Origin of the sequence: Neisseria sp. CP9 (assembly GCF_047758525.1) — a bacterium.
In the GTDB taxonomy this organism is placed as follows: Bacteria; Pseudomonadota; Gammaproteobacteria; order Burkholderiales; family Neisseriaceae; genus Neisseria.
On sequence record NZ_CP180502.1, the window covers coordinates 1,146,358 to 1,171,799 of the forward strand.

At 52.9% G+C, this 25,442-nt stretch carries 19 protein-coding genes and 1 pseudogene; 10 read left to right on the forward strand and 10 right to left on the reverse strand.

The window, feature by feature from the left end:
• Positions 1 to 166 precede the first annotated feature (166 nt).
• Complete coding sequence (locus tag ACMYUL_RS05430) at positions 167 to 982, forward strand: alpha/beta hydrolase (protein WP_070870010.1); 816 nt, start codon at positions 167 to 169, stop codon at positions 980 to 982.
• A gap of 640 nt (positions 983 to 1,622) precedes the next feature.
• Here ACMYUL_RS05430 and ACMYUL_RS05435 read toward each other — a convergent pair.
• Complete coding sequence (locus tag ACMYUL_RS05435; RefSeq protein WP_070870011.1) at positions 1,623 to 1,895, reverse strand: succinate dehydrogenase; 273 nt, start codon at positions 1,893 to 1,895, stop codon at positions 1,623 to 1,625.
• A gap of 79 nt (positions 1,896 to 1,974) precedes the next feature.
• Between ACMYUL_RS05435 and ACMYUL_RS05440 the strand changes: the two genes are divergently transcribed.
• Entirely contained in the window at positions 1,975 to 2,097 is a 123-nt protein-coding gene (locus ACMYUL_RS05440; protein WP_283127068.1) for a hypothetical protein, read from the forward strand.
• A 211-nt stretch (positions 2,098 to 2,308) separates the two neighbouring features.
• Here the strand turns inward: ACMYUL_RS05440 and ACMYUL_RS05445 are convergent, their stop codons facing one another.
• Positions 2,309 to 3,352, reverse strand: a complete 1,044-nt coding sequence (locus ACMYUL_RS05445) for an NAD(P)H-dependent flavin oxidoreductase (protein WP_070870012.1) — start codon at positions 3,350 to 3,352, stop codon at positions 2,309 to 2,311.
• Positions 3,353 to 3,649: 297 nt separating this feature from the next.
• Positions 3,650 to 12,163: an ESPR-type extended signal peptide-containing protein gene (locus ACMYUL_RS05450; RefSeq protein ID WP_415772471.1), complete on the reverse strand. Its 8,514-nt coding sequence runs from the start codon at positions 12,161 to 12,163 to the stop codon at positions 3,650 to 3,652.
• Between the two features lie 574 nt (positions 12,164 to 12,737).
• Here ACMYUL_RS05450 and ACMYUL_RS05455 point away from each other — a divergent pair.
• Entirely contained in the window at positions 12,738 to 12,986 is a 249-nt protein-coding gene (locus ACMYUL_RS05455; RefSeq protein ID WP_029609441.1) for a BolA family protein, read from the forward strand.
• A 129-nt stretch (positions 12,987 to 13,115) separates the two neighbouring features.
• On the opposite strand, the gene ACMYUL_RS05460 is transcribed toward ACMYUL_RS05455, so the two are convergent.
• The gene (locus tag ACMYUL_RS05460) at positions 13,116 to 14,006 is read right to left on the reverse strand and encodes a DegV family protein (protein ID WP_415772473.1); all 891 of its coding nucleotides are present in this window, start codon (positions 14,004 to 14,006) and stop codon (positions 13,116 to 13,118) included.
• Positions 14,007 to 14,262: 256 nt separating this feature from the next.
• Here ACMYUL_RS05460 and ACMYUL_RS05465 point away from each other — a divergent pair, with 256 nt between their 5' ends.
• Positions 14,263 to 14,751: a dihydrofolate reductase gene (locus ACMYUL_RS05465; RefSeq protein ID WP_070515044.1), complete on the forward strand. Its 489-nt coding sequence runs from the start codon at positions 14,263 to 14,265 to the stop codon at positions 14,749 to 14,751.
• Positions 14,752 to 15,027: 276 nt separating this feature from the next.
• On the opposite strand, the gene ACMYUL_RS05470 is transcribed toward ACMYUL_RS05465, so the two are convergent.
• On the reverse strand, positions 15,028 to 15,492 hold the full coding sequence (locus ACMYUL_RS05470) for a CYTH domain-containing protein (protein WP_070515042.1): 465 nt from the start codon (positions 15,490 to 15,492) through the stop codon (positions 15,028 to 15,030).
• 54 nt (positions 15,493 to 15,546) lie between these two features.
• Positions 15,547 to 15,972: a CopD family protein gene (locus tag ACMYUL_RS05475; protein WP_070515038.1), complete on the reverse strand. Its 426-nt coding sequence runs from the start codon at positions 15,970 to 15,972 to the stop codon at positions 15,547 to 15,549.
• 223 nt (positions 15,973 to 16,195) lie between these two features.
• Here ACMYUL_RS05475 and ACMYUL_RS05480 point away from each other — a divergent pair, with 223 nt between their 5' ends.
• On the forward strand, positions 16,196 to 16,471 hold the full coding sequence (locus tag ACMYUL_RS05480; RefSeq protein ID WP_003762327.1) for a hypothetical protein: 276 nt from the start codon (positions 16,196 to 16,198) through the stop codon (positions 16,469 to 16,471).
• Positions 16,472 to 16,600: 129 nt separating this feature from the next.
• Positions 16,601 to 17,965: a tRNA uridine-5-carboxymethylaminomethyl(34) synthesis GTPase MnmE gene (gene mnmE / locus ACMYUL_RS05485; RefSeq protein ID WP_415772476.1), complete on the forward strand. Its 1,365-nt coding sequence runs from the start codon at positions 16,601 to 16,603 to the stop codon at positions 17,963 to 17,965.
• Between the two features lie 260 nt (positions 17,966 to 18,225).
• On the opposite strand, the gene ACMYUL_RS05490 is transcribed toward mnmE, so the two are convergent.
• The gene (locus tag ACMYUL_RS05490; RefSeq protein WP_311151498.1) at positions 18,226 to 19,176 is read right to left on the reverse strand and encodes a D-2-hydroxyacid dehydrogenase; all 951 of its coding nucleotides are present in this window, start codon (positions 19,174 to 19,176) and stop codon (positions 18,226 to 18,228) included.
• A gap of 129 nt (positions 19,177 to 19,305) precedes the next feature.
• Here ACMYUL_RS05490 and ACMYUL_RS05495 point away from each other — a divergent pair, with 129 nt between their 5' ends.
• The 3 genes from ACMYUL_RS05495 to ACMYUL_RS05505 all read left to right on the forward strand — a co-directional run bounded on the left by ACMYUL_RS05495 (position 19,306) and on the right by ACMYUL_RS05505 (position 20,452).
• Positions 19,306 to 19,524, forward strand: a complete 219-nt coding sequence (locus ACMYUL_RS05495) for a DUF2061 domain-containing protein (protein ID WP_342031935.1) — start codon at positions 19,306 to 19,308, stop codon at positions 19,522 to 19,524.
• Positions 19,525 to 19,696: 172 nt separating this feature from the next.
• Entirely contained in the window at positions 19,697 to 19,957 is a 261-nt protein-coding gene (locus ACMYUL_RS05500; RefSeq protein WP_415772479.1) for a hypothetical protein, read from the forward strand.
• 165 nt (positions 19,958 to 20,122) lie between these two features.
• The gene (locus ACMYUL_RS05505; protein WP_003743612.1) at positions 20,123 to 20,452 is read left to right on the forward strand and encodes an FKBP-type peptidyl-prolyl cis-trans isomerase; all 330 of its coding nucleotides are present in this window, start codon (positions 20,123 to 20,125) and stop codon (positions 20,450 to 20,452) included.
• 102 nt (positions 20,453 to 20,554) lie between these two features.
• Here the strand turns inward: ACMYUL_RS05505 and ACMYUL_RS05510 are convergent, their stop codons facing one another.
• The 3 genes and pseudogenes from ACMYUL_RS05510 to ACMYUL_RS05520 all read right to left on the reverse strand — a co-directional run bounded on the left by ACMYUL_RS05510 (position 20,555) and on the right by ACMYUL_RS05520 (position 23,146).
• Positions 20,555 to 21,451, reverse strand: coding sequence for an IS3 family transposase (locus ACMYUL_RS05510; RefSeq protein WP_415772481.1), 897 nt, complete (start codon positions 21,449 to 21,451; stop codon positions 20,555 to 20,557).
• Positions 21,355 to 21,705, reverse strand: coding sequence for a helix-turn-helix domain-containing protein (locus ACMYUL_RS05515; protein ID WP_242883573.1), 351 nt, complete (start codon positions 21,703 to 21,705; stop codon positions 21,355 to 21,357). Before ACMYUL_RS05515 ends, ACMYUL_RS05510 begins: the two co-directional genes overlap by 97 nt.
• Positions 21,706 to 22,179: 474 nt before the next feature.
• Positions 22,180 to 23,146: pseudogene (locus ACMYUL_RS05520) on the reverse strand (IS30 family transposase).
• 246 nt (positions 23,147 to 23,392) lie between these two features.
• Here ACMYUL_RS05520 and mnmG point away from each other — a divergent pair.
• Entirely contained in the window at positions 23,393 to 25,288 is a 1,896-nt protein-coding gene (gene mnmG / locus ACMYUL_RS05525; RefSeq protein WP_415772483.1) for a tRNA uridine-5-carboxymethylaminomethyl(34) synthesis enzyme MnmG, read from the forward strand.
• Positions 25,289 to 25,442 lie beyond the last annotated feature (154 nt).

Genomic DNA, 25,442 nt, shown 5'->3' on the forward strand with positions numbered 1-25,442 from the left:
ATCTGTACTGTCTGCGGCTTCGTTGCCTTGTCCTGATTTAAATTTAATCCACTATATGTTCATGTTTGACATAGAGAAACAGCAGATATAGCCCAAAGGTCGTCTGAAACATCCGACAACCCGATAACACACACCCCACCCCACCAACACAACCGACAACCCCGCCATGACCTCACGCACCGCACACTGGCAAGCCGCCCGCCTGCTGCAAGCCGAAGAAACCCACATCCGCTCCGAGCACACCGGCCGCAGCTACCGCATCCAAACCGCCGCCGTCGGCGACCCGCCCCCGCAAGGCTATCCCGTCCTCCATATCCTCGACGGAGATGCCTTCTTTCCCGCCGCCCTCAGCATGGCGCAATCCCTGCTCATCAACCCCATGACCCGAAGCCGCGCCGCCTGCCTCATCGTCAGCATCGGCTACCCCAACGGCGAAGTCCGCGACCTGACCCAACGCGCCCTCGACTACACCCCACCCCTGCCCGAAACCGCCACCGAAGCAGACCGCCGCCAATACGGACAAGCAGACCGCTTCGCCGCCTTCCTCGACCGAGAACTCGCCCCGACCCTTGCCGCCAAATACCCCGTCAACCCCAAAGAACAAGCCCTGTTCGGACACTCCTTCGGCGCATTGTTCGGACTCTATTCCCTCTTCACCGCCCCCGACCGCTTCAAACACAACCTGCTCGCCTCCCCCTCCGTCTGGTGGCACAACCGCCGCGTCCTCGACTTCCTCCCGTCCGCCCTTCCCGCCGACACCGCCGTCCGCATCAGCGTCGGCGAACACGAAGGCCGTAGCAACCGCCCCGAACAAATCGGCAGGGAAATGGTCGCCCAAGCCAAACTGCTTGCCGGCACCCTCCAACACCTCGGCGCAGACGCACAATTTACCCTCTACCCCAACGCCAACCACGGCAACACCCCCTTCTACGCCCTCCCCGACCACATCGAATACCTCCGCCAAGCGTGGCAGAAGAAATAAACCGGCAGAAACGACAAGCCGTATTCCAAACAGAGAGGAATACGGCTTGAGTGATGGCGGTTGGGGATTTTCAGACGACCTTGGATTCAATTTTTTATGCAATCAACGCAGGTTTTATTCAATTAAATTGGAAACCCAACCCGTAGCGTGGGCTGTGCCCACGAAATCTGCCACCTAATAATCTGAATCAGTTATCTTTGTCCGTGTATTCACCTCATGAGCAAAGCCCACGCTACTTATTGCCGCAACGACAACTTGTCCCTTCCCCCGCCCGGCGGGGGAAGGTTAGGATGGGGGTGACTTTTGAGGTTTAGGTAAAGCAAATTCGTGCAAACCGTAGAGCCACCCTCTCCCCAACCCTCTCCCGCCGGACGGGAGAGGGGGCAGGTTACAGGTAAAAATAAGGTCGTCTGAAAACTTTGGGATTTGAGTTTTGGAGAAACTCGTTCATCCCCGTTTTCAGACGACCTTTATTCAATCAATACAGGCTTGTGATAACCCAAGTAGCGTGGGCTGCGCCCACGAAATCCGCCACCTAATAATCTGAATCAGTTATCTTTGTCCGTGTATTCACCTCGTGAGCAAAGCCCACGCTACGGGAGACCGCAAAAAAGCCCTTCCTGTCGTCGGCAATCCGGATTTATTCTGTCTGAATCTTTTTTCTAAAAATCTTAGTGATTAACCATCCCAGTAAAAACCACCAAATTGCATTCAGAAAGATAAATACCCAATTGGCTAACGGACCATTTACATAATTGGAAACGAATAAGGACAAAATGGAAAAGGGAAAGGCTGAGACGAAGAGAAGAAAACCTCCCCAGCTCCCCTCTGTACTATCACCCAAAATAACCATTGATGCGATTAGATAGATTAATGCCAGCCAGATACCTAATTTATTTTTAAAGAAAGGCATATATCATTTCCTCTTGTTTTCTATAATTATAAAGCATAAATCAATCAAAACGTTCACCAAATCGGGCGCTGCGTTCCATATGGGCGGACGCTTCCGCGGCATCTCCGGTAAAGGGCTGCAATCGGTTTATGTTCAGGAAAGGCGATATCTGTCCGACGGCAGGCTGCGCATTACCCGCAAACCCCTGATTAACGGCAAATGAAAACCTCCGGCACCACTAATCGACAAGCTCGGAAGAAACCCAGTCCGTAGCGTGGGCTTTGTCCGCGAACCTGCTGTCCGACAATCCGAATCGGGCGGTTGTCTTTATCTTCATTTCGTGGCAAAGCCCACGCTACGGGTCGTCTGAAAACCTGTTTTCAATTTTCAGACGACCTTCTTGCAACGTCCACCTTGCCTGTGCTCAAACCGTCCTAACGCTCGATGCCGCCGCACAACCGTTCGACGATTTCCGCCGCGCTGCCGGGGCGGCACAGTCCTGCGTTTTGTCCTGCCCAAAATGGAGAAAAGTCGTAGCAGCCTTGTTTTTCGGCGGTGGCTTTCAATGCGCCGACGGCTGCGCCTGCCAAGGGGAACGGGAGCGCTGCGTCATTCATCGGACCGGCTTCACGTATGAAGCGGTTGTAAAGCCCGCGTGCCGCGCCGCCGCTGAACAAGTTGGTCACCACGGTATCTTCAGGACGAGCAGTTTGGATGGCGGCGCGGTGGGCGGGTTTGGTCAGGGCTTCGTCTGCGAGCAGGAAGGCAGTTCCGACCTGCACTGCAGACGCGCCCAATTCCAAAGCGGCGCGGACGGCGGCGGCATCGGAAACGCCGCCTGCGGCTATGACGGGCAGGCGCACGGCCTTGCGGACGGCGGGCAACAGGGCGAACAAGCCGCTTTGGCTGTCGGGATTGCGGTTTAAAAACCATCCCCGATGACCGCCCGCCTCCCACGCTTGGGCAATCACGACATCCGCGCCGTTTTGTTCCAGCCAAACGGCTTCTTCGACCGTCGTCGCGCTGCTCCACACTTCCGCACCCGTCGCTTTGACGCGCTGCAAGTATTCGGGCGCGGGCAAGCCGAAGTGGAAGCTGACCACAGGCGGACGGTAACGTTCCACACATGCCAACGCATCGGCATCAAACGGCTGCCGTCCGCCGCCGCTGGGAATGTCGTTTTCCGTCAGCCCGTAAGCTTCGAAATACGGACGCAACACGGCAAACCAGGCATCGTATTGCGCGCGTTCGGCAGACGGCGTGCGGTGGGCGAAAAAGTTGAGGTTGTACGGACGGTCGCCGCCTTCCTGCTTCATCCGTGCCAACGCTTTTTCCAAACCCGCAGCGTCATACATCGCCCCCGCCAACGAACCCAAAGCGCCGGTTTTGCCGACAGCCAAAGGCAGCTCTGTGTCATGTGCAAACGCCATCGGTGCTTGAATCAGCGGATAGCGCAGTGAGGATAAAATGCGGCTCATGTCTGTTTCTCCTTGTAATCTGTTTGGTCAGCCGGCTTGAAATTTCTTCAGTTTAAATACGCGGACTGACCATGTGGAACATGGCTGAATTTTGCCACAAAAAATAGTCGGACATGACTGCAAGGTCGTCTGAAAACAAATCTTAGCGTTTTGTGTCAAGCGAGTGTTTGCGAAACCGAGCATATTGGAAAACCACCCCCTCCCATGCAATCCGATATAGAAAAAGGTCGTCTGAAAACCCTGTTTCGGGTTTTCAGACGACCTCTGCTTTGCCTTCAAACAGGCTTTAGGTCAGGATTACCATTGGTAGCCGACACCTGCGGTCGCGCCGTAGTGGCCGCGCGAGTTGCCGGTAGCGGTACCTTTGATGATCCAGTTGCCGCCGTCGGAGATGCTGGAGAAGCCGACTGCGTAGCCGCTTTCACCGCGGTAAACGCCGCCTGCAACCGCCATCATGCTCTTACCGGGCAGGTAGGCTTGCGGCAGACCTGCCACCGCCATGGCTGCTGCGGTACCGGCTTTGGAGTCGCTTTCCACATTGTCGATACGTTGGTTGATTTGGTTGCCCATGTTCACCACGTAATTGCCGATGTTGGTCACGTTTTGGTTAATCGCCTGATTGGTGTAATACAACTGGCTGCCGTTGATCGCATCGGTCGAATCCGCCGATACCACACCTGCCGCCACACCTTGTACCTGACGGGTTTCGTCCGTGCCGTTGCCGACGGTGACGACGCCGGCGACTTTGTTCGCTGCGGCAGCCGAACCTGCTTTGCCTGCCACGGCTTTGTCGTTCAGACCGCCGTAGGTGTAGGCTTCGCCTTTGGCCGCATCAGCCGTGCGGATGCCTTGGGTTTGGGCGCGGTCGCCGAGGTAGACGGAGTCTTTAACCGTGGCTTTGATGTTGCTGCCCAGTGCGTAGGCGTTGTCGGCGGATACGTTGTTGTTGTTACCGATGGAGTAAGAGCTGTTGCCGCTTACTACGGTCGGGTCACCGATGGCGCCGGAGTTTTTGCCGCTGACGATGTTGCCGGTACCGATGGCGATGGTGTTCTCGGCGTTGGCTTTGGCTCCTTTACCGATGGCGATGGCGTTGGTGCCTTTGGAGGCGGCTTGGAAGCCGACCGCCGTGGCGTATGCGCCGCTCGCGCTGGAGTCTTCGCTGTTGCGTGCCTGTACGTCGGGGTTCACTTCGCCGTCGTTGGTATGGAAGAACTTGATACCTTGTTCGTTCATACGGCCTACGGCTTCGATGACGTTGTTGGTCACGTACATGCCTTGGTCTTCGACGTTGTAGGTCACGAGGCTGTAACCGTTGGACTGGGCAATCTTGGTCTCGTTCGTGACGTTGGTCACGTTCGGATTATTGCTGTTGTCCACCAGGGTAATGTTTTTGATATTACCCAAGCCTGCTTTGCCGTCTGCTTCGACTGACGGTGGTGCGGTGTTGACGTTGCCGCCGTTGCTGCCGATCAGTTCGTAAACTTGGTGCAGTTGTCCGCCGTTGACGGCATCGGTGCTGCCTGCGGCGACGGTGCCTGCGGCGACACCGGTCACTTTCTTACCGCCTGCGTTGATACCGTCGGCAGTGATGTTGACATCGCCTGCTTTCAGACCGTCTTTGTCCAGCGCCACTTTGTCGCCGACGTTGACGCCGTTGTTGTTCACAACCGTATCGCCTGCTTTGACGCTGTCTACTTTCAGGTCTTTGTTGAGGCCGACCTGAATGCCGTTCGCGCCTGCGGTAGTGGTGATGTTGGCATCGCCTTTAACCGCCACGGTATCGCCCAGTTTGTTGGCTACGGTCGTACCGCTGTCGCCTGCGAAGCTGATGCCTTTGTTGTCTACCGCGTCTTTCGCCGCGACGCCTTTGGCGATGTCGGCTTTGACGGCTTTAGACAGGTCGACGGCGTAGTCGGTCACGTTGTCGGCGTCTTTGTTGCCTTTGGTCACGACGATGTTGTCGGAACCTGCGGAAACGCTCGCGCCGTCTGCGTTCACGGTGTAAACGGTTTGACCGTTCGCACCTTGTTTGCTGGTAACGCTTGCAATGTTGGTACCGGCTTCGACTTCGGTCTTGGCGGCGGCAGTCAGACGGTTCAGCTGTCCGACGTTGGCGGCATCGGTGTCTTTCACACCGGCGGCTACGTTGCTGATGACTTTGTTGCCTGCATTGATGCCGTCAGCAGTAATGTTCACATCGCCTGCTTTCAGACCGTCTTTGCCCAGCGCCACTTTGTCGCCAACTTTGACGCCGTCGTTGTTCACAACGGTATCGCCTGCGGTGAAGCTGTCGGCTTTGAGGTTAGGTGCGGTCGCCACTTTGTAAGTGGTGCTGCCGTCGGCATTTTGCTCTGGTGTGACGACGATGTTGTCGTTGCCGCTATCCACTTTGGACGTGGCTTTCGCTGCGGCTGCTTTGAGCTGTGCAACGTTCACTGCGTCGGTGTCGTCCGTACCTTTGGCTACGTTGGCAATTTTATTGCCTCCGTTGTTCAGACCGTCTTTGGTCAGGCTGACAGGTTTGCCTGCCTTGCCGTTGCCCACAGTCAGTCCGTTGTCGGTCAGGACGCTGCCGCCAACAGTTACTTTGTCGAAGGAGACGTCGTCTGAAGTCGCGACGGTGATGTGTTTACCGTTGCGGCTGACTTTGACGTTTTTGCCTTCTTTAAAGGTTACGGTGTCGCCTGCGGCAATTTTTTCAGACGAGGTTTCGTCGTTGGCGTTCAGGTTCCAGCCTTTGTCGGCAGTTTCTTTGACTGCGGCAATGGCGTCGTGGACGTTGTCTTTGCCCGTGCCGCCGATGTCGGTGGTGGTCACGTTGCCTTTGTCGTTGGCCGCGTTACCGCCGAGCAGTTTCGCCAGGTTGGCTTGGGCTGCGTTCAACTGCTCTTCGCTTGCAGCTTGACCTTTAGTGGCAAAGTCCGCACCGCCCAGGGTGGTGTTGCTCAGACCGCTGACTGTGCCGTTTACGCCGTCGATGCTGACAGGTTTGCCACTGTCTTGTCCGATTTTGACGGTGTCGGCAAGTTTCAGTTGTACGCCGCCTTCAACGGTTTCGCTGGTAATGTTGCTGTCGCCTTTGATGTTGACAGTGTCGCCCAATGCGTATTTGTTGCTGCCGCTTGTACCGCCGATATTGATACCTTTAGCAATATTTTCGGCATTGGTGTTGGCTTTCTGATCAACTTTGTACAGTTGCGCTCCGTTAACAGCGTCGGTGCTGTCAGCCGCAAGCGTGCCTTCGGCAACCTTAGTAATCTTGTTGCCGCCGTTGTTCAGACCGTCTTTGGTCAGGCTGACGGCTTCTTTGCCGCTGCTTGGCACCGGGGTCAGGGTGATGCCGTTTGCTGTGGTTTCGGCAATATTGCCGTCTTTGTCAGCCAAGGAAACATTGCCGCCGTTGATGGTGGTCACGTTGCCGTCGGTTTCAAATTGTGCGCTGTTCAAACCTTGCAAATCTTTGGCAAGTTTGACGTTGAGCGTGCCGTTAAGGTCGTCTGAAACCACGCCGATGTTGTTGTCGGACAGTTTCGCCGCATCCGCACCGCCTTTGACGAAAACTTGGTTGCCGAGTTTGCGCTCGAAATTCTTGTCTGCGTTGTCGCCGCCGAAAGTCAGGCCTTTTTGCAGCTCGGTACCGATGTTGTCCAACGCGCCTTGTACGGTGTTGACAGGTGCGGCCTGCGTGCCGTCGGTTTTGGTTACCACCAGATTCGGTACTTCAACCGCGCCGGTAGTCGGATTGACGGTTGCGCCCAATGCGGTTGCCAACGGAGTGAGCTGGCTGACGTTGACGGCGTCGGTATTGTTCACACCGGCAGCGATGTCGGTTGCTTTCTTACCGCCGTTAGACAGACCTTCGGTCGTCAGTTTGACGGGGTTTGCCGCCGTGCCGACGGTCACGCCGTCTGCAGAAACGGTGGTTTTGCCGCCTGCTGCGTCGATGAATTCAGACGAGGTCAGACCTTTCAGCTCTTTCGCCAGTTTGACGTTGAGTGTGCCGGTAGTGTCGTCTGAAACCACACCAATGTTGTTACTGTCGGACAGTTTGGTTGCATCGGCTTCGCCGCCTTTAACGGTGACAGTGCTGCCCAAACGTCGAGTTGAGGGCGTACCGGTATCTGCGGCAAACGTCAACGGTGTGCGTGCTGCATCGCTTAACGCACTTAATGCTTCTCCGACAGTATGGTAAGTCGCTACGCTGCTACTATCCGGATTGCCAGAAATAACTGTGTAATTCGGTGCAGTAATAGTGCCGTCAGCAGGATTAACCTGTGTGCCAAGTGCTTTGGCAACTTTGTCCAGCTGCGATACGTTTACCGCATCGTTTTGCTTCTGACCATCTTTAACGTTACCGATAATAGTCGGAGTCGAAGTTTGAGGATCAGTCGGATTCAATGCGGCAATGGTTACGTCATTGCCTGTATAGACAGATTCATTCTCTACATCGACAAACTTAACGGTGCGTGTTTGCGTCAGCGGATCAATGGCTACTTCGCGTCTCAACATTTTGCCGTTGGAACCAACATAAGAGAACGGTGTTGAATTACTAACCGTAGTCAATGTAGTTACATGGACGTTTTTAATCGCATCTGATAACTGCTCAAAATTCACTGCATCAGACGGATCACTACCTTTGGCAACATTGATAATCTTGTTGTTTGCCATATCCAGGCCGCCATTTGCAGTAATCTTGCCGGCAAAAGTCGGATTATCAACAGTATTGATGCTGACTGCACCTTTATTTTGGCTCAAACGGATATTTTGACCTGCTTCCAGCGTAATGGTCGCTCCATTGGTAATTTCTTCCAAAGAATAGTTTTCAGCAACACCATTGGTATTGTTGGTTTTAGCTGTATTCAGCTTGAACGATTTGTAGGAAGCGTTGTGGATAGAAGCAATGGCATCATGAATAGTGCTCTCACCCGTACCACCGATGTTAGTCATCTTAACAGTGCCGTCATTCGCAATAGTTGCGTTTCCACCCAATACGCCGACTGCGCTCTTACCGATTTTGTTCATGACGTTTTGAGTTGCATAAAGCTGGCTGCCGTTTACTGCGTCGGTGCTGCTGTCGCTAATGCGGCCTGCGGCGACATTGGTAATCGTACGCTCTTTGCCTGCCGTGCCGATGCTGAGTGTGGATGAAGGTGCGTTACCTGCGAAGTTGCCGAAGGTCAAATCGCCAACGGTAGCAGAGGTCGTCTGAACGGCTGCTTCAGTCGCGGAATTGACACCCAATGCGATGGAGTCTGCATGAGCGGCATTGGCTTTTTTACCGAAGGCAATGGCATTGCTTGCAGAAGCTTTTGCCGAATCGCCGAAGGCAAAGGAATCGCCTGCGGTGGCTTGGGCGTTTTTACCGAAGGCTACGGCACGGTTTTGCGTGGCTTGGGCTTTGTAGCCGATGGCGATGGTATCCTCTCTTTGCGCATCTGCTTCGTTACCCAATGCTAAGGCATTGTTGGCAACGGCTTTGCTGTTCCGACCTGCCGCGACGGTACCGAAAGCAGTTGCGCGGGTATTGAAGCCCAACGCGGTCGCACCCGCCTCTGTGGACTGGCTGTATGCGCCGATTGCAGTAGCGGAGTCTTGGGTGGCCTGCGCGCCGTCACCGACCGCTACGCTGGATTTACCCAACGCTTTGGAAGACTGACCGCCTGCGAAAGAGTTTTGACCGTAAGCATTGGATGATTGACCGACGGCGGTAGCATTGGTGCCGCTGGCTTTGGTGTTCGCACCAATAGCGACGGAACCTTCACCTTTAGTCAAACCGTTGACGGCAGCGACAGAGGCGGTATCTTCGTTGACAGAGGCGTTTTTACCGATGGCGATAGAGTTGGAGATCACTGCCTGCGCGCCTGTACCGACGGCTACGGCAAAGTCACCGGCAGCTTGGGCATCAGCGCCTGCCGCCAGAGCATCCAGCCCGGTTGCGCCGTTATTGTTGTAGTTGCCTCGGGTATTGGAGGCCGTATTAACGCTGTAAAAATGGCTGGAGCTGCCGCCGCCCAATTGGTCAATTTTATTGTTCATCGCTTCTAAAGCGTCGTGAACATTGGCTTTGCCTGTACCACCTAAATTGTTCAGGGTCAGATTGCCTGCATCGTCGATTTGGGTACTGCCACCCAAGGCATCTTTGACGTTTTTACCCAAGTTGAGCAGGTAAGAATTGGTCGCGTAAAGCTGGCTGCCGTTGATGGCATCGGTACTGGTTGCGCTGATGACACCCGCGGAGACGTTTTGAATTTGACGGGTGAAGTTGTTGGCAGGGGTGGTTGCATCGACTTTACCGACGGAAACCGTACCGTAAGACCATGTACCGGCGGCTGTGTAGTTACCGTTCAGTGTGTAATCGCCACTGTGGTGCGCTTCGGTCAAACTGCCGCCACCCAAAGCAACATCGTTTTCATTGACGGCATGGGATTCGTAACCCAAGGCAAGTGCTTTGACAGCATCAGCTTTGGTATATGCACCCAAAGTAACCGCACCTGCTTTTGCCGAAGTCGCAGATACACCCAAGGCGACAGTATTGCCTTCCGCAGCATTGGCGGAATGACCGATAGCAATAGCTTCTGCAGCAAGTGCTTTAGTCGTATTACCAAAGGCAATCGAGCTGTTGCCCGTTGCTTGGGTGTCAAGACCCATCGCCATTGCATAGTCTTCTGAAGCGACAGCGTTGCTGCCGATGGCAATGCCGTTGAGCTTGCTGTTGGTCACCTTTGCCATGTTACCGATGGCTACGGCAAAACGACCGGAGGCATTGGAATCGATACCCAATGCAACCGCCTCACTGCCCGAAGCGTTGGCACGCTGACCGACAGCGACGGAAGAAACGGCTCCGGCAACGGTCTCATGACCGATGGCTATGGTTTCGTGTGCGCTGGCATTGGCGGTCTTACCGATGGCGACGGAATTGTCGCCGCTGGCTTTGGAAACCATACCGACGGCAACTGCGGATTCTTTTTCTGCCAAGGCCGTTTTACCGATGGCTACGGTGTTGCTGAAGCTGCCTTTTGCAGCTTCACCGATGGCGACAGTGGAGGTGACGTTCAATTTTTGGGCATCCGTACCCATGCCTGCTTCTTTACCGATAGCGACGTTGTTCGCGCCAACCACAAATGCACCGGAACCCAGGCCGAGGGCGATGTTGTCAACACCGGTGGCGTTATTGCCCGTACCTTTACCGATAGAGATTTGGCGTTCGTTGGTATAGGCATTGCGACCGCTGTCCGCACCGATATAGACGGTGTCCGCGCCGACCTTGCGTCCTGCGGAAACAGTATCGTCGTACACGCCCGCGTTCGTACCCACTACGATATTGCCTGTACCTGCCGCTACGGCTTTGTTACCGATGGCAACGGCGTTGTTAGCGGTCGCTTTGCTGTTTTGACCGAGCGAAGTAGAAGTTTCTTTGGTGGCAATGGCTTCTTTACCGACCGCTACGCTGCTTAAACCGGTTGCCTGAGTGGAAAAACCGACGGCAATCGCGCCTTTGGCTGAAGCAGCGGTTTGCGGGCCGACTGCCAAGGCGTTTTCTGCATCTGCATTGCTGTCTACACCGAAGGCTGTGGCGCGCAGACCGTTTGCCGAGCTGCTTTTACCGACGGCAGTAGTATCGTGATTGACTGTCTTAGCACCATAGCCGATAGCTGTTGAGAAATTGCCGGTTGCGTTCGTACCTTTAGTCGGATCCTGACTACCGCCAATCGCGATGGAGGAAGCACCTAACGCATTCGCTTTACCACCGATGGCAATGCCGTAAGAGCCCGAACCTAAAGCCGATTCACCCACGGCAATAGCCCGTTGTCCGGTAGCAATGGCAGTACTCATAATCGCAAGGCTGGCTGCACCTGATGCATTCGCACCCTTGCCAACGGTACTCGCACCACCGATGGCTACGGCGCTCATACCCGAAGTATTGGAATTGAAACCGATGGAAATACCGTTACCTGCTGCTTCAGTAACAGTGGCGCTGGTGCCGATGGCAACAGATGATCTGCCTTGCGCATTTGAAGAGTCGCCGATGCCGACACTGCCGCTTTTGGTTTTCGCCAAGTTACCGATAGCGACGTTTTTGGTTTCCATACCGTTTGCGCCATTACCGATGTAAATGGACTGGGTACTGTCACTGCCACTGCCTGCGTTGGTACCGATGGCGATCACGTTATCGCTGTTCGTGCTGCTTTGTAACGCATTTTCACCGATAGCGATGTTTCGCCCGTTTGCAGAACTGGAGCCGGGACCCGCACCTTTACCGATAGCAATGTCAGCCTGACCTTTCGTTGCCGCACCTTGACCGATGGCAATAGTCTGGTTTTTGGCAGCATTGGCGGAAGAACCGATGGCAATAGAGCCGGTTTCGGCAGTAGCCGAATTCGGACCGATGGCGACGTTACTTTCCCCTTTGGTTTGAGCTCCTTGTCCGATGGCAACAGATTTACCTTGTTTCGGGGATTGTCCGTTATCTTGAGGAATGAAATCTAACGCTGTCGTATTATCATCGCCGCAGACAACGTTGTAGCTGACGGTATCGAAATAGCAGGTGTTATATTCGGTACCTTCGACAGCCTCGGCAACAGCTTTACCATTGGCAAGGGTTTTGCCGCTATTTTCTGCGGCCATAGCTTGACCGCTGGCAAGCAGCAGACCGGACATGATGGCGGTAAACGCGAAGCGCACGCCTGCGGAGGCAACAATACCGCCTATGCCTGATGAAGCTGTTTTCCCATGCGCTTTGGCAAATTCTGCCACCGCGTTCCACGTCTGTGTGGTTTCGTTCCATACGACACGATAGATTTTATTCATGCTGACTCTCTGATTTAAAATGTTAAACAAATAAACTTAATATATTATTGAACTGATGGAATAACCTGCTTTTCAAACATCCAATCCAATAACCAAAAATGAAAATATCGTATTTGATACCGATATTTCGATTGCAAAATTTATTCAACGGATATGACGCATATTGTCACTTTCAAACAAATTTCAGGATTTATCTATACCTCAGATAACAATCTCCCAAACATTGTTTGTCGACCTTTTGGCTATTTATCTATCCGATTATCTTTGATGACTTCTATTTTCTTAACTTTATTTTGCAATTAAAGCGAAACTTTATCTTTTTATCTGAAAGCAATTTATATGCCAAAACCCTTTTTACCTGAATTCATCCGTACTGAAAAAATGATATTTTTAAGTATCCGACATCCAAAAATAAGAAAAGAGGTCGTCTGAAAACGTTTCAGACGACCTCTGTAAAACTTATGTTAATTCAATATTAATGAATAGCTTTTAAAATACTATCCTCAGCAAGTTGGCGATGTTAGACGGCATTATTCTGTATAATGCCGCAATGTTTTTGAAACAAGGAATAAAAATGCTTACCCCAGAACAAGTCAAATCGCTGATTGAAGGCGTCGCCGCTTGCGAACACGTCGAAGTCGAAGGCGACGGACATCACTTCTTCGCCGTCATTGTCTCTTCCGAGTTTGAAGGCAAAGCCCGCCTCGCCCGCCACCGCCTGATCAAAGACGGTCTGAAAGCGCAATTGGCCAGCAACGAATTGCACGCGCTGTCGATTTCTGTTGCCGCCACGCCTGCGGAATGGGCGGCGAAGCAGCAATAAGCCGTTACCTCAGACAAAAAAAGGTCGTCTGAAACCTGAATCGGAGTTTCAGACGACCTTTTTTAATTTACACAATGTTGAATTGCCGCTTAATAAACATCAGGAATGCAGGCAGATCGGTGTTGCTCCTTATGCCGCCGCTTCGAGTTTTTCGACCATGCCGACGCCGACGCCGCAGATGCCGACGTGCACCGCCACCACCGGCGATACGGGGACGCCGTCATCCAAACAGATACCGGTCCGCTTGAAGAAGCGTTCTGCAAATATCCGATACCGGTCGCGTTCGCCCGTATAAAGACCGCCGAGGATAAATTGTTCCCTGTTTTTGCCTTGCATCAGTTTCAACACTTGGTCGATGATGGCATCAAACATTTTTTCGTCATCGGAAGTGGATTCGACCCGGCACAACTGATCTTGCGAAAAGCGCAATACGGCGCGCAGCCCCAACCAGTCGCACAACGAAGCGCCCAATCTTGCCATCGTGCCGCTGCCGACAAGGGATTTGATTGTGGACAGTCCGAAAATGATGTTGCAACGTTCTTTTAATTTTTCCAGATAGGCAACGATTTCAGTCGGATTTTTTCCTTCGCGCAACAGGCGGTCTGCTTCCAAAGCAAAAAAGCCTTCAGGCATACAGCATGTCCCTGTATCGACGACATGGACTTTTAATTGCGGAACCTGTTCGGCAACTTGACGCACCATATCGGCAGAATCACTTAATTTGTGGCTCAACGTCGTCACAATGGCTTCGTGATAACCTTGACCGACCAAATATTGAAAAGTCCTCAATAAATCTTCAGACGACGGCGGTGTTGTAGAAACATCGCTGTCCAAATGCTCGCGGCGCCAATTGCAATATTCTTCATTGCTGATTTCCAGTCCGTCAGCGAACTCTTGTTGTTCCATAAATACATTCAGATGCAGAATCTGAATCGGGCTGTCCCGATCAAGTATGCCCGACAAAGAGCCACTCGACGTGGACAATACCGCGCAACGATATAAGGCATAAGAGCCTGTCATACACTGCTCCCTTGTGCATCAAACAATGCAAAATCTCAAATAAATAAAGGACCATCTAAGCGGTCTATTTTAATGATAAACGGTATGTAAATTTTTGTCTATATATTAATAGTTTTGAACATTATTTTGAAACTAAACACTATATTCTAAAATAATAGTCATCATTCATTGCCATATGGTTTTTACGCCTCGTTTTGAACACCGGCGTTTACATATCGTTTACAATACATCTACTTATCAATCAAAAGACTATCCCATGCAGAAAATCACCCTTATTGCCGCCTGCGCACCCGACCGTTGCATAGGCATCAACAACACCATGCCTTGGCACTTGCCCGAGGACTTCGCATTTTTCAAATCCTATACCCTCAACAAACCCGTCGTGATGGGGCGGAAAACTTGGGAATCCCTACCCCGCAAGCCGCTGCCCGGACGCCGCAATATCGTCATCAGCCGTCAGGCAGGTTATACAGCGGAAGGCGCGGAAACCGTCGGCAGCCTTGAAGAAGCGTTGGCATTATGTGCGGCTGTGGAAGAAATCACCATCATGGGCGGCGCACAAATCTATGCCCAAGCCCTGCCGCTCGCCAGCGATTTACGGATTACCGAAGTGGCATTGAGCGTACAAGGCGATGCGTTTTTCCCTGAATTTTCGCCGTCAGAATGGCGCGAAGCAGCCCGCGAAACCCACACTTCTGCCAACGGCACAGGTTACGCATTCGTCCATTACACCCGCATCCGATAAACGAAAACAGGCGGTTTGCCGTCAAACCGTCCGCCAGCGATGCGATGAATCAATAAAATCACAAAGGTCGTCTGAAAACCGGTTTTCAGACGACCTTTGTGATTCTCAAACAGCCGATATAGCGAATTAAATTAAGCCAACCGTAGCGTGGGCTTCGCCCGCGAATCTGCCGATCAAATCCCGAACCGGACAATCGTCCAAGCCATTTTCCGCGGGCAAAGCCCACGCTACAATCCGCGACCAGTATCAGCGGCGTGCCGTTGTTCCCCAACCCGCCTACCAAGTCGAATAAGGATGTTTGCTCAAATACGCATTGGTAAATTTTCCTTCCGACGTAATCTCCGCGCCCAGCCAGTCCGGTTTTTCAAAGGGCGTATCTTCCGCAGGCAGCTCAAGTTCCGCCACCACCAAAGGCTCGTTGTCGCCGAAATACTCGTCGATTTCAAACACAAAACCTTTAAACTCCACCCGATAACGGTGTTTTTCCATCTTAAACGGACACATCGTCTCCATCATCTGCTGCGCGTGCGCCAAAGGAATTTCGTATTCAAACTCGCTGCGGCTGACATCCGAAATATAGCCTTTCAAAGTCAGCCAAGCCTTGTCGTCAATAATGCGCACGCGGATGGTGCGCTCTTTTTCCACGCTCAAATAGCCCTGCTGCAACACCTGCGGCGCAGAGGCTTCGCGCTTCCAATCATCGTTTTTCAACAGGAAACGGCGTTCGATTTCAATAGTCATCTGTTTGATTCCAATATAAAAGAAGGTCGTCTGAAAACAGGTTTTACAAACACATCAAAACGGCTTGAACACCACCATATACAAAGCAACAACCATCATCAATACGGGCACTTCGTTAAACACCCTGTACCACTTGTGCGAATGCGTATTGCGTTTTTCCTCAAAGCCGCGCAGCAGCGCGCCGCAATAAAATTGATAAGCCAAAAGCAGCAGGCCCATCAAAAGCTTTACATGCAGCCAGCCTTGCCCCCACCAACCCGTAACAAACGGAATCAAAATGCCGCACACCAGCGTCCCGAATCCCAACGGCGACATAAACTTATACAGCCGCCGCGACATCGCCGAGAGCCGCTCATATTCCACCGGCTGCTCCGCCGCTTCGACCTGCGCCAGATTCACAAAAATACGCGGCAGGTAAAACAGACCGGCAAACCACGAAATCACAAAAAACACATGCAAGAGCTTAAACCACAAATACATTTTCAGACGACCTCACGCTCGAAAACGCGTATTTTACCCGCCAAACCGCAGCGGCTGTTTTCTTTATATCAACGACTGTCTGTTTTACGCCCGAAAAATTGTAAATTACGTCATAATTTCGCACAGTCGATATGCAATAAGATTAAACTTTGTTAAAATGCGCATGTAATTAAAACTAATAGCCGCCATACCTCGCGGAACAAACACAAAACGGAAAGAAAACATGATTAAGCAATTTGAAATCAGCACCAGCGTTCAAAAACAACTCGGCGACTACCTCGCCGCCAACCAGACCGACCTCAAAACCGCCATGGCGGACGAAACCCGCAACGGCGAAGTCGCCGCCATCATCCATGCCGGCCTGCCCATGATGGTTCGCAAAATCTATTCTCTGGAAAAAATGAAAAACTTCTTCTGGACGAAAAAAGAGCTGATGGTCGAATTCGTCGCCATGCGCCTTGCCGCCGCCGAAAAGAAAAACGCCAAGAAAAAACGTTAATCCTTCCGGCTCATTGAAGAAAAAGACAAAAAGGTCGTCTGAAAACCAAAATCAAGGTTTTCAGACGACCTTTATCATTGTGAAATCACTATATAATACCGTCCATTAAATTTCCGATACGAGCCAGCCATGTCCGCATCCCAACCCACCATCGCCGCCATCGCCACCGCACCCGGACGCGGCGGCGTCGGCGTGATCCGTCTTTCCGGCAAAAACCTGCTGCCTTTGGCGCAAACCCTCAGCGGCGGCAAAACGCCCAAACCGCGCACCGCGCTTTACACCGACTTTCTCGGCGGCGACGGACAGCCGATAGACAACGGCATCCTGCTCTACTTCTCCGCCCCCGCCAGCTTCACCGGCGAAGATGTGATTGAATTGCAGGGACACGGTGGCCCCGTCGTAATGGACATGCTGCTCTCGCGCTGTCTCGAACTGGGTGCGCGCATGGCGGAGCCGGGCGAATTTACCAAACGCGCCTTCCTCAACAACAAACTCGACCTTGCCCAAGCCGAAAGCGTCGCCGACCTCATCGACGCCTCCAGCAAATCCGCCGCACGCATGGCGTTGCGTTCGCTCAAAGGCGCGTTTTCCCAACACATACACGAGCTGGTGGACGACCTTATTACCCTGCGGATGCTGGTTGAAGCCACGCTGGACTTCCCCGAAGAAGATATCGATTTTCTCGAAGCCGCCGACGCGCGCGGCAAGCTCCAAGCTCTGCAAGGTCGTCTGAAAACCGTCCTCGCCAGCGCGGAACAAGGCGCGATTTTGCGCGAAGGCATGAACGTTGTCCTCGTCGGCGCGCCCAACGTCGGCAAATCCAGCCTGCTCAACGCCTTGGCGGGCGACGACATTGCCATCGTAACCGACATCGCCGGCACCACCCGCGACACCGTGCGCGAACAAATCACCCTCGACGGCGTGCCCGTCCACATCATCGACACCGCCGGCCTGCGCGAAACCGACGACGTGGTCGAACAAATCGGCATCGAGCGCAGCCGCAAAGCCGTCTCCGAAGCCGATGTCGCCCTGATTCTGATTGACCCGCGCGAAGGCGTGAACGCCAAAACCCAAGCCATTTTGAACAGCCTGCCCGAAGGTTTGAAAAAAATCGAAATCCACAACAAAGCCGACCTGACCGGCGAACCCGTCGCCGTCCGTTCAGACGGCCTCGCGCAAACCGGCGCGGACACCGTCATCAGCCTGTCCGCCAAAACCGGCGCCGGCCTCGACTTGCTCAAACACGCGCTCTTACAAGAAGTCGACTGGCAGGGCGAAAGCGAAAGCCTGTTCCTCGCCCGCAGCCGCCACCTCAACGCCTTGCACGAAGCCGAAGCCGAGCTGGAAAACGCCGCCCTTTGCGGCAACAACCAAATCGAGCTTTTCGCCGAACACCTGCGCCTCGCCCAAAACGCGTGCAGCGAAATCACCGGCGAATTCACCGCTGACGATTTGCTGGGCGTGATTTTCTCGCGTTTCTGCATCGGCAAATAAGATTAAACCTTATCCATATGCGAAAGGTCGTCTGAAAACCAAGATTCAGGTTTCAGACGACCTTTGCCGTTTCAAAACATCGGTTTTTAATAAAATCCACGGATTGCTCACAACTTATCCACAATCCGAACCCCGCTCCAATTTAATCAAATCAAACCTAATCTATTGAAAAATATCAATATACAAAAGGTCGTCTGAAAATTTTCAGACGACCTTCTAAATTGTTCACAAAATTATCAACAGGGCTAGGATTGTCAGCGTCAAACCAAATTCTGCGGATTGCCCGCGACGAAGCGGTTGATGTTGTCCACAAGGATGTCAAACAGACGGTTGGCGGCCTCTTGGCTTGCCCATGCAATGTGTGGCGTGACAATGAGGTTGGGCAGTCGGGCTTTCAGCAGAGGGTTGCCGTCGCGCGGCGGCTCTTGTGTTAACACGTCAAAACCTGCCCCGCCGATTTGCCCGTATTTCAAGGCGGCGATGAGCGCGTGTTCGTCCACCAGTCCGCCGCGTCCACAGTTGATGATGACGGCGCCGGGCTTCATCTGCTGCAATTCGGCTTCGCCTATCATATTTGCCGTTTCCGGCGTGAGCGGGCAATGCAGCGACAGCGCGTCGGCAGTGCGGACGGCTTCGTCAAAGGAAACGTAGCCGTCGCGGACGGTTTCGGCGTGTTTGTGTTCGACAAACACGACCTTCATTTTGAACGCCTGTGCATAAGTTGCCAGCGTCTGTCCGATGTTGCCGCGACCGAAAATCGCCAGTGTTTTACCGTTTAAATCGCGCATCGGTGCGCCGAGGTGGCAGAAAAACGGCGAGTTTTCCCACAAGCCTGCTGCAACGTCTCGCTGATAGGCAGGCAGGTTGCGCATCAGGGTAATCATCATCATAAACGCGTGTTCCGCCACGGATTCATTGCCGTAAGCGCGGATGTTGCACACGCTCACGCCCGCTTGCTTGGCGGCAGCAAGGTCAACATTGTTGACGCCCGTCGCGGCTAGCGCAATCAGTTTGAGCTGCGGGTTGGCGGCGATGTGTTCGGCGGAAATCACGACTTTGTTGGTAATGATGATGTCCGCGCCCTGTATGCGTTCGGCGGTCTGATGCGCCTCAGTCGAACCATAGCTGCTTAAAGTATGCGGAAAATCAAAGTCAAACGGACGATCGGCAAGCGTGTCGCGGTCGAGAACGGCAATGCACAGTGGATTCATATTTCACCTATCAAAAATAAAATAATGATTTAAATAAACTAACATCAGATAAAACATTCAAAATATACGGCATAGTTGAGAATGGTTATTATCCGAATCATACAGACATCACCATATCAGGAAACCATCATGATTAAAACCATGACCTTTGCCATTTTACATTTCGCCACCGCGTTTGGCGTTGCCTATATTTTGACCGGCAGCATTTGCATCTCAAGCGCAGTCGCGCTGGTCGAGCCGCTTGCCAACACCGTCGTTTTCTATTTCCACGAAAAAGCATGGCGACGCTACGAAAAGAATAAAACCGTGAAACAGGAATGGACTACGCCGCTGCACCATTGTGGATAAGTTTTGACTGGAGGTCGTCTGAAAACGGATTAGGAAATATTGTTTCTCAATAGTAAATATTCTTTCAACAAAATAGATATTTATCAATCAAAAAGAAATCAATAAAATGCTTTCCATCGCTTGAACGCCTATGCAGTTCATCGTTTATATTCAACATCATAAGGAAAGTATCATGAAAAAAGCATTCTTCACCTCCCTCATCGCCGTAGCCGCCGCCGCATCTTTCGCCGATAGCCGCATTCCTGAATGGAACCATGCCAACGACTCCGGCCCCATTCCGGGCTTAACCCAAGTCGAATATCACGACGCGCACGATATGCGTAAAGATGATGACCGCGTGAAATTCACCGCACCTGCCACAGGCGTGCGCGAAATCACCGGCATCGGCTACAACGACACCTATGCCCGCTCATTGCAAAACGGCTCAAATTGATTGCCCATCGGTTGACGATAAGTTGAAAAGTCGTCTGAAAACGTACCCATCCGTTTTCAGACGACCTTTTGCTTTATCGGAAACGGCAGCTATGATACCCTTCAGCGCGGAATATCGAAGAGTCGATATTGTTAACTGATTGAAAACGCTATGAAAGGATAAAACATGAGCGGTTTGATTATTGAAGATTTGCAGGAAGGCCACGGCAAAGAGGCCGTGAAGGGTAAAGAAATTACCGTGCATTACACCGGTTGGCTGGAAGACGGCACCAAATTCGACTCCAGCCTCGACCGCCGTCAGCCGCTGACGATTACGTTGGGCGTGGGTCAGGTCATTCAAGGCTGGGACGAAGGTTTCGGCGGCATGAAAGAAGGCGGCAAACGCAAGCTGACCATTCCCGCCGAAATGGGCTACGGCGCACGCGGCGCCGGCGGTGTGATTCCGCCTAACGCAACGTTGGTGTTTGAAGTAGAGCTGTTAAAAGTTTATGAATAATGCCTGACGGTGTTGGGATGGATTTTCTGCTTTGAACTGAGCGAAAGGTCGTCTAAAAACTGTGAACTGGCCCCCAAATCTTGGACACTCATAAAAGCCTTTTCAGGCGCTCTGTGCAAGCTGGGTTCTGTATGCGACAGGACTCAGCTTTTTCAATTTCAAACTGCAACGCTCCCGGTTGTAGTAATCCATATAGTCATCTATCTGTTTCATCAATTCGTCCACCGTCAATTCTCCTGCGTTATAGAAACACTCCGTCTTCAACACCGCAAAGAAGCTTTCCATCGGCGCATTGTCCCAGCAGTTCGCCTTTCGCGACATGCTTTGAACCATGGAATGTTCCGCAAGCAATTCCCTATATCCCGCCGTACGGTACAGCACGCCTTGGTCCGAATGAAGCATCGTTCCCTTATCAGTCAGCCGGGGTGCGGCTTTTTCGAGCATTTCCTTCACCATTTCGCTGTTAGCATTGCGGCTCATGGCGTAGGCGACGATCTCGCGGTTGAACAAGTCCAAGATTGGCGAGAGGTACAGTTTGCCGTCCTTTCCTTTGAGTTCGGTCACGTCTGTCAGCCATTTTTCGTTGGGTCTTTCGGCTGTGAACCGGCGTTTGAGGAGGTGTTCCGATATCTCGCCCATGGCGGGATGGCGGTAGGCTTTTTTCGCCCGTATGAGGGCTTTCAGTTCCAACTGCTTCATCAACCGCGCCACTTTTTTGCGGTTCCAATCCAATGCTGCGGCAATGCGCCTTTGTCCGTAGCGTCCTTTATGCCGTTTGTAGGTTTCGACAAGGAGGGCTTTGTCGGCCTCGTCGGGATCGGGTCGATCTTGGTGATGGTAGTAAAAGCTGCTTTTGGGCAGGTTTGCGATGTGCAGCAGGTATTTGAGCGGGTGTTGCGCCCTCAGTGTTTGGACGGTTTGGCTTTGTCCTTTTCGGTCCGCTTTTGGCTGAGGGCTTTTAACTCCTTTAGGTAGGCGACCTCTGCGCGCATATAGCACAACTCTTCGATAAGCTCCGCCTGTGTTTTTTCGTGGTCGGGTTTGTCGGCGATGAAGGGGTTTTTGCGGTGTTGGGGCATGGTTTTGGATTGGGGATGTTCGAGTGCGCCGATGCCGCCTTCTTGATAGGCGCGTATCCATCGTCGCAGGTGGGTTCGGGAGATGCCGTAATGATCTGCGGTACGCTGTTGGCTGCGTATATGCAGGTAGTGGAGTACGGCTTGGTATTTAAAGTGTAATGTATATTTGCTCATAAAAAAACTGCACCTTGGTGGTTGGAGGGGATGTGTCCAACTTTTGGGGTGCAGTTCACTGAATTTTGAGGTTTTCAGACGACCTTTTTGTTTAATTCAAGCAGGTTGGGGCAAACCAAGTTGGTAGCGTGGGCTTTGCCCGCGAAACCTGCTGTCTAACCATGTCAGACAATAATCTCATTTGCTTTCATCTCGTGGGCAAAGCCCACGCTACGGGTGGCTGCAACGGCAATCTGTTCCTTCCCCCGTCTGACGGGGGAAGGCTAGGATGGGGGTGGTTCTCTGGCCTCGGGTAAAATCGAATTTGTGTAACCCTAAGAGCTACCCTCTCCCCAACCCTCTCCCGCCGGACGGGAGAGGGAGCAGGTTGCGAATAAAAACGAGGTCGTCTGAAAACCTTGAGATTCGGTTTTTTAGAGAAACTCGTTCATCCCTGTTTTCAGACGACCTTGGATTCGGATTTCAAGTGCAACACTAGTGTATCAGCGGTTTGAACAGATTCAAGAATAAAACACTTGGCGTTTCGTAGCCAAGTGTTTTTCTTGGCCGGTGGTTCAACTCATCTTGAACCCTGCGTATCTCCCGATCACTGATGTTGCGGAAATCGGTTTGTTTGGGGAAATATTGTCGGATGAGTCCGTTGGTGTTCTCATTCAGCCCTTTCTCCCAAGAATGGTAGGGGCGGCAAAAATAAGTCTCCGCTTTCAATGCTTTGGCTATTTTGGTGTGCTGGTAGAACTCTTTGCCGTTATCCATGGTGATGGTGTGGACTCTGGCTTTATGTGCCCTTAATACCCTAATGGCCGCTAGGGCAGTGTCTTCGGCCTTTAAGTTATCCAATTTGCAGATGATGGTGTAGCGGGTAACGCGTTCGACCAAGGTCAATAATGCGCTTTTCTGATCTTTGCCGACGATGGTGTCGGCCTCCCAATCGCCGATGCGGGTTTTCTGGTCGACGATGGCGGGTCGGTTTTCTATGCCGACGCGGTTGGGCCACTTTGCCTCTGGTCCATGTGCTGCCGTAGCGTTTGCGGTAGGGTTTGCTGCATATTTTGAGGTGTTGCCACAAAGTGCCGCTGTTGCTTTTGTCTTGGCGGAGGTAGCGGTAAACGGTGCTGTGGTGGAGTGTGATTTGGTGGTGTTTGCACAAGTAGGCGCATACTTGTTCGGGACTGAGTTTGCGGCGGATAAGGGTGTCGATGTGTTGAATCAGCTGCGAATTGAGTTTATAGGGTTTTCGCGGGTGCTGTTTGGTAAGCCGGTTTTGCCGTTGCGCTTTTTCGGCACTGTATTGCTGTCCTTGGGCACGGTGCCGTTTGATTTCGCGACTGATGGTGCTTTTGTGGCGGTTAAGCTGTTTGGCGATTTCGGCGATGGTGCAGTAGCGGGACAGGTATTGGATATGGTATCGTTCGTCTTGGGTCAGTTGTGTGTAGCTCATGGCAATCTTTCTTGCAGGAAAGGCCGTATGCTACCTCATACTGGCCTTTTTCTGTTATGGAAAGTTGCACTTCAAATGCGAATCCGCCGACCTTTTCCCCATCCCGTACCCGCAAGCGCCTTTCCACCTGTCAAATCCCCCCGAAAAAGCGTACAATCCCACGTTTATTTTTGAATTCATTATATTTTCAGACGACCTCTGTCAGAGAAAAGAGGTCGTCTGAAACCATTAGGCACGTTGACACACATGACCCACATGATTTACCCCAAAACCTACGACGTCATCGTCGTCGGCGGCGGCCACGCAGGCACGGAAGCCGCGCTTGCCGCCGCCCGCATGGGCGCGCAGACGCTTTTGCTCACACACAACATCGAAACGCTCGGACAAATGTCGTGCAACCCCTCCATCGGCGGCATCGGCAAAGGCCATCTTGTGCGCGAACTCGACGCGCTCGGCGGCGCGATGGCGTTGGCCACCGACAAATCCGGCATACAATTCCGCCGCCTGAACGCCAGCAAAGGCGCGGCAGTGCGTGCCACGCGCGCGCAGGCGGACCGCATCCTGTATAAAGCCGCCATCCGCGAAATGCTGGAAAACCAAGAAAACCTCGACCTCTTCCAGCAGTCGGTTGACGACGTAACGCTCGACGGCGACCGCATTTCAGGCGTAATCACCGCGATGGGCGTGGAATTTAAAGCCCGCGCCGTCGTGCTGACCGCAGGCACGTTTTTGTCCGGCAAAATCCACATCGGTTTGGAAAACTACGAAGGCGGCCGCGCCGGCGACCCCGCCGCCAAATCGTTGAGCGGACGTTTGCGCGAATTGAACCTGCCGCAAGGCCGTCTGAAAACCGGCACGCCGCCGCGCATCGACGGGCGCACGATTGATTTCTCCCAACTTACCGAACAGCCCGGCGACACCCCCGTGCCCGTCTTTTCCGTGCGCGGCAACGCCGATATGCACCCGCGCCAAGTGTCCTGCTGGATTACGCATACCAATTTGAAAACACACGACATCATCCGCAGCGGCTTCGACCGCAGCCCCATGTTTACCGGCAAAATCGAAGGCGTCGGCCCGCGCTACTGCCCGTCTATCGAAGACAAAATCAACCGCTTCGCCGACAAAGACAGCCACCAGATTTTCCTCGAACCCGAAGGCCTGACCACCAACGAATACTACCCCAACGGTATCTCCACCAGCCTGCCGTTCGACATCCAAATCGCCCTCGTGCGCAGCATGAAAGGCCTGGAAAACGCCCATATCCTGCGCCCCGGTTACGCCATCGAATACGACTACTTCGACCCGCGCAACCTCAAAGCCAGCCTTGAAACCAAAACCATCCAAGGCCTCTTTTTCGCCGGACAAATCAACGGCACGACCGGCTACGAAGAAGCCGCCGCACAAGGCCTGCTCGCAGGCGCAAACGCTGTGCAATACGTCCGCGGACAAGACCCGCTCCTGCTGCGCCGCGAACAAGCCTACCTCGGCGTATTGGTGGACGACCTCATCACCAAAGGGGTGAACGAACCCTACCGCATGTTCACCAGCCGCGCCGAATACCGCCTGCAACTCAGGGAAGACAACGCCGACATGCGCCTGACCGAAGACGGCCACAAAATCGGCTTGGTGGGTGAAGAGCAATGGCGCATGTTCAACGAAAAACGCGAAGCCATCGAACGCGAAATCCAACGTTTGAAAACAACATGGTACACGCCGCAAAAACTCGCCGAAGACGAACAAATCCGCGTGTTCGGACAAAAACTCAGCCGCGAAGCCAACCTGCACGACCTCCTGCGCCGCCCGAACCTCGACTACGCCGCACTGATGACGCTCGAAGGCGCAAAGTCGTCTGAAAACCTCTCCGCCGAAGTCATCGAACAAGTCGAAATCCAAGTCAAATACCAAGGCTATATCGACCGCCAAAACGAAGAAATCGATAGCCGTCGCGACATTGAAACCCTAAAGTTGCCCGACGACATCGATTACAGCAAAGTCAAAGGTTTATCCGCCGAAGTGCAGCAGAAGCTCAACCAGCACAAACCTGAAACCGTCGGACAAGCCAGCCGCATTTCCGGCGTAACGCCTGCGGCAGTGGCATTGCTGATGGTGCATTTGAAGCGCGGGTTTAAAGGGGCGAAATAGGCTTACCCGCAGATAGGAAAAGGTCGTCTGAAACCGAACATTAGGTTTCAGACGACCTTTTTTAATACCGACACATATTTATGTAGATTAAAATAGAACGCACCCCCTGCCGTCATTCCCGCGCAGCGTCGTAGCAACTGTATTTTTCACCCCG

Excerpts from the sequence above, each read along its gene's own strand:
- ACMYUL_RS05430 (WP_070870010.1), top strand. The coding sequence starts at position 167 with ATGACCTCACGCACCGCACACTGGCAAGCCGCCCGCCTGCTGCAAGCC.
- ACMYUL_RS05500 (WP_415772479.1), top strand. The coding sequence starts at position 19,697 with ATGAAAAAAGCATTCTTCACCTCCCTCATCGCCGTAGCCGCCGCCGCA.
- ACMYUL_RS05515 (WP_242883573.1), bottom strand. The coding sequence starts at position 21,705 with ATGAGCAAATATACATTACACTTTAAATACCAAGCCGTACTCCACTAC.
- ACMYUL_RS05480 (WP_003762327.1), top strand. The coding sequence starts at position 16,196 with ATGATTAAGCAATTTGAAATCAGCACCAGCGTTCAAAAACAACTCGGC.
- ACMYUL_RS05490 (WP_311151498.1), bottom strand. The coding sequence starts at position 19,176 with ATGAATCCACTGTGCATTGCCGTTCTCGACCGCGACACGCTTGCCGAT.
- ACMYUL_RS05465 (WP_070515044.1), top strand. The coding sequence starts at position 14,263 with ATGCAGAAAATCACCCTTATTGCCGCCTGCGCACCCGACCGTTGCATA.
- mnmE (WP_415772476.1), top strand. The coding sequence starts at position 16,601 with ATGTCCGCATCCCAACCCACCATCGCCGCCATCGCCACCGCACCCGGA.
- ACMYUL_RS05505 (WP_003743612.1), top strand. The coding sequence starts at position 20,123 with ATGAGCGGTTTGATTATTGAAGATTTGCAGGAAGGCCACGGCAAAGAG.
- ACMYUL_RS05455 (WP_029609441.1), top strand. The coding sequence starts at position 12,738 with ATGCTTACCCCAGAACAAGTCAAATCGCTGATTGAAGGCGTCGCCGCT.
- ACMYUL_RS05440 (WP_283127068.1), top strand. The coding sequence starts at position 1,975 with ATGGGCGGACGCTTCCGCGGCATCTCCGGTAAAGGGCTGCAATCGGTT.
- ACMYUL_RS05435 (WP_070870011.1), bottom strand. The coding sequence starts at position 1,895 with ATGCCTTTCTTTAAAAATAAATTAGGTATCTGGCTGGCATTAATCTAT.
- ACMYUL_RS05495 (WP_342031935.1), top strand. The coding sequence starts at position 19,306 with ATGATTAAAACCATGACCTTTGCCATTTTACATTTCGCCACCGCGTTT.
- ACMYUL_RS05475 (WP_070515038.1), bottom strand. The coding sequence starts at position 15,972 with ATGTATTTGTGGTTTAAGCTCTTGCATGTGTTTTTTGTGATTTCGTGG.
- ACMYUL_RS05450 (WP_415772471.1), bottom strand. The coding sequence starts at position 12,163 with ATGAATAAAATCTATCGTGTCGTATGGAACGAAACCACACAGACGTGG.
- mnmG (WP_415772483.1), top strand. The coding sequence starts at position 23,393 with ATGACCCACATGATTTACCCCAAAACCTACGACGTCATCGTCGTCGGC.
- ACMYUL_RS05445 (WP_070870012.1), bottom strand. The coding sequence starts at position 3,352 with ATGAGCCGCATTTTATCCTCACTGCGCTATCCGCTGATTCAAGCACCG.
- ACMYUL_RS05470 (WP_070515042.1), bottom strand. The coding sequence starts at position 15,492 with ATGACTATTGAAATCGAACGCCGTTTCCTGTTGAAAAACGATGATTGG.
- ACMYUL_RS05460 (WP_415772473.1), bottom strand. The coding sequence starts at position 14,006 with ATGACAGGCTCTTATGCCTTATATCGTTGCGCGGTATTGTCCACGTCG.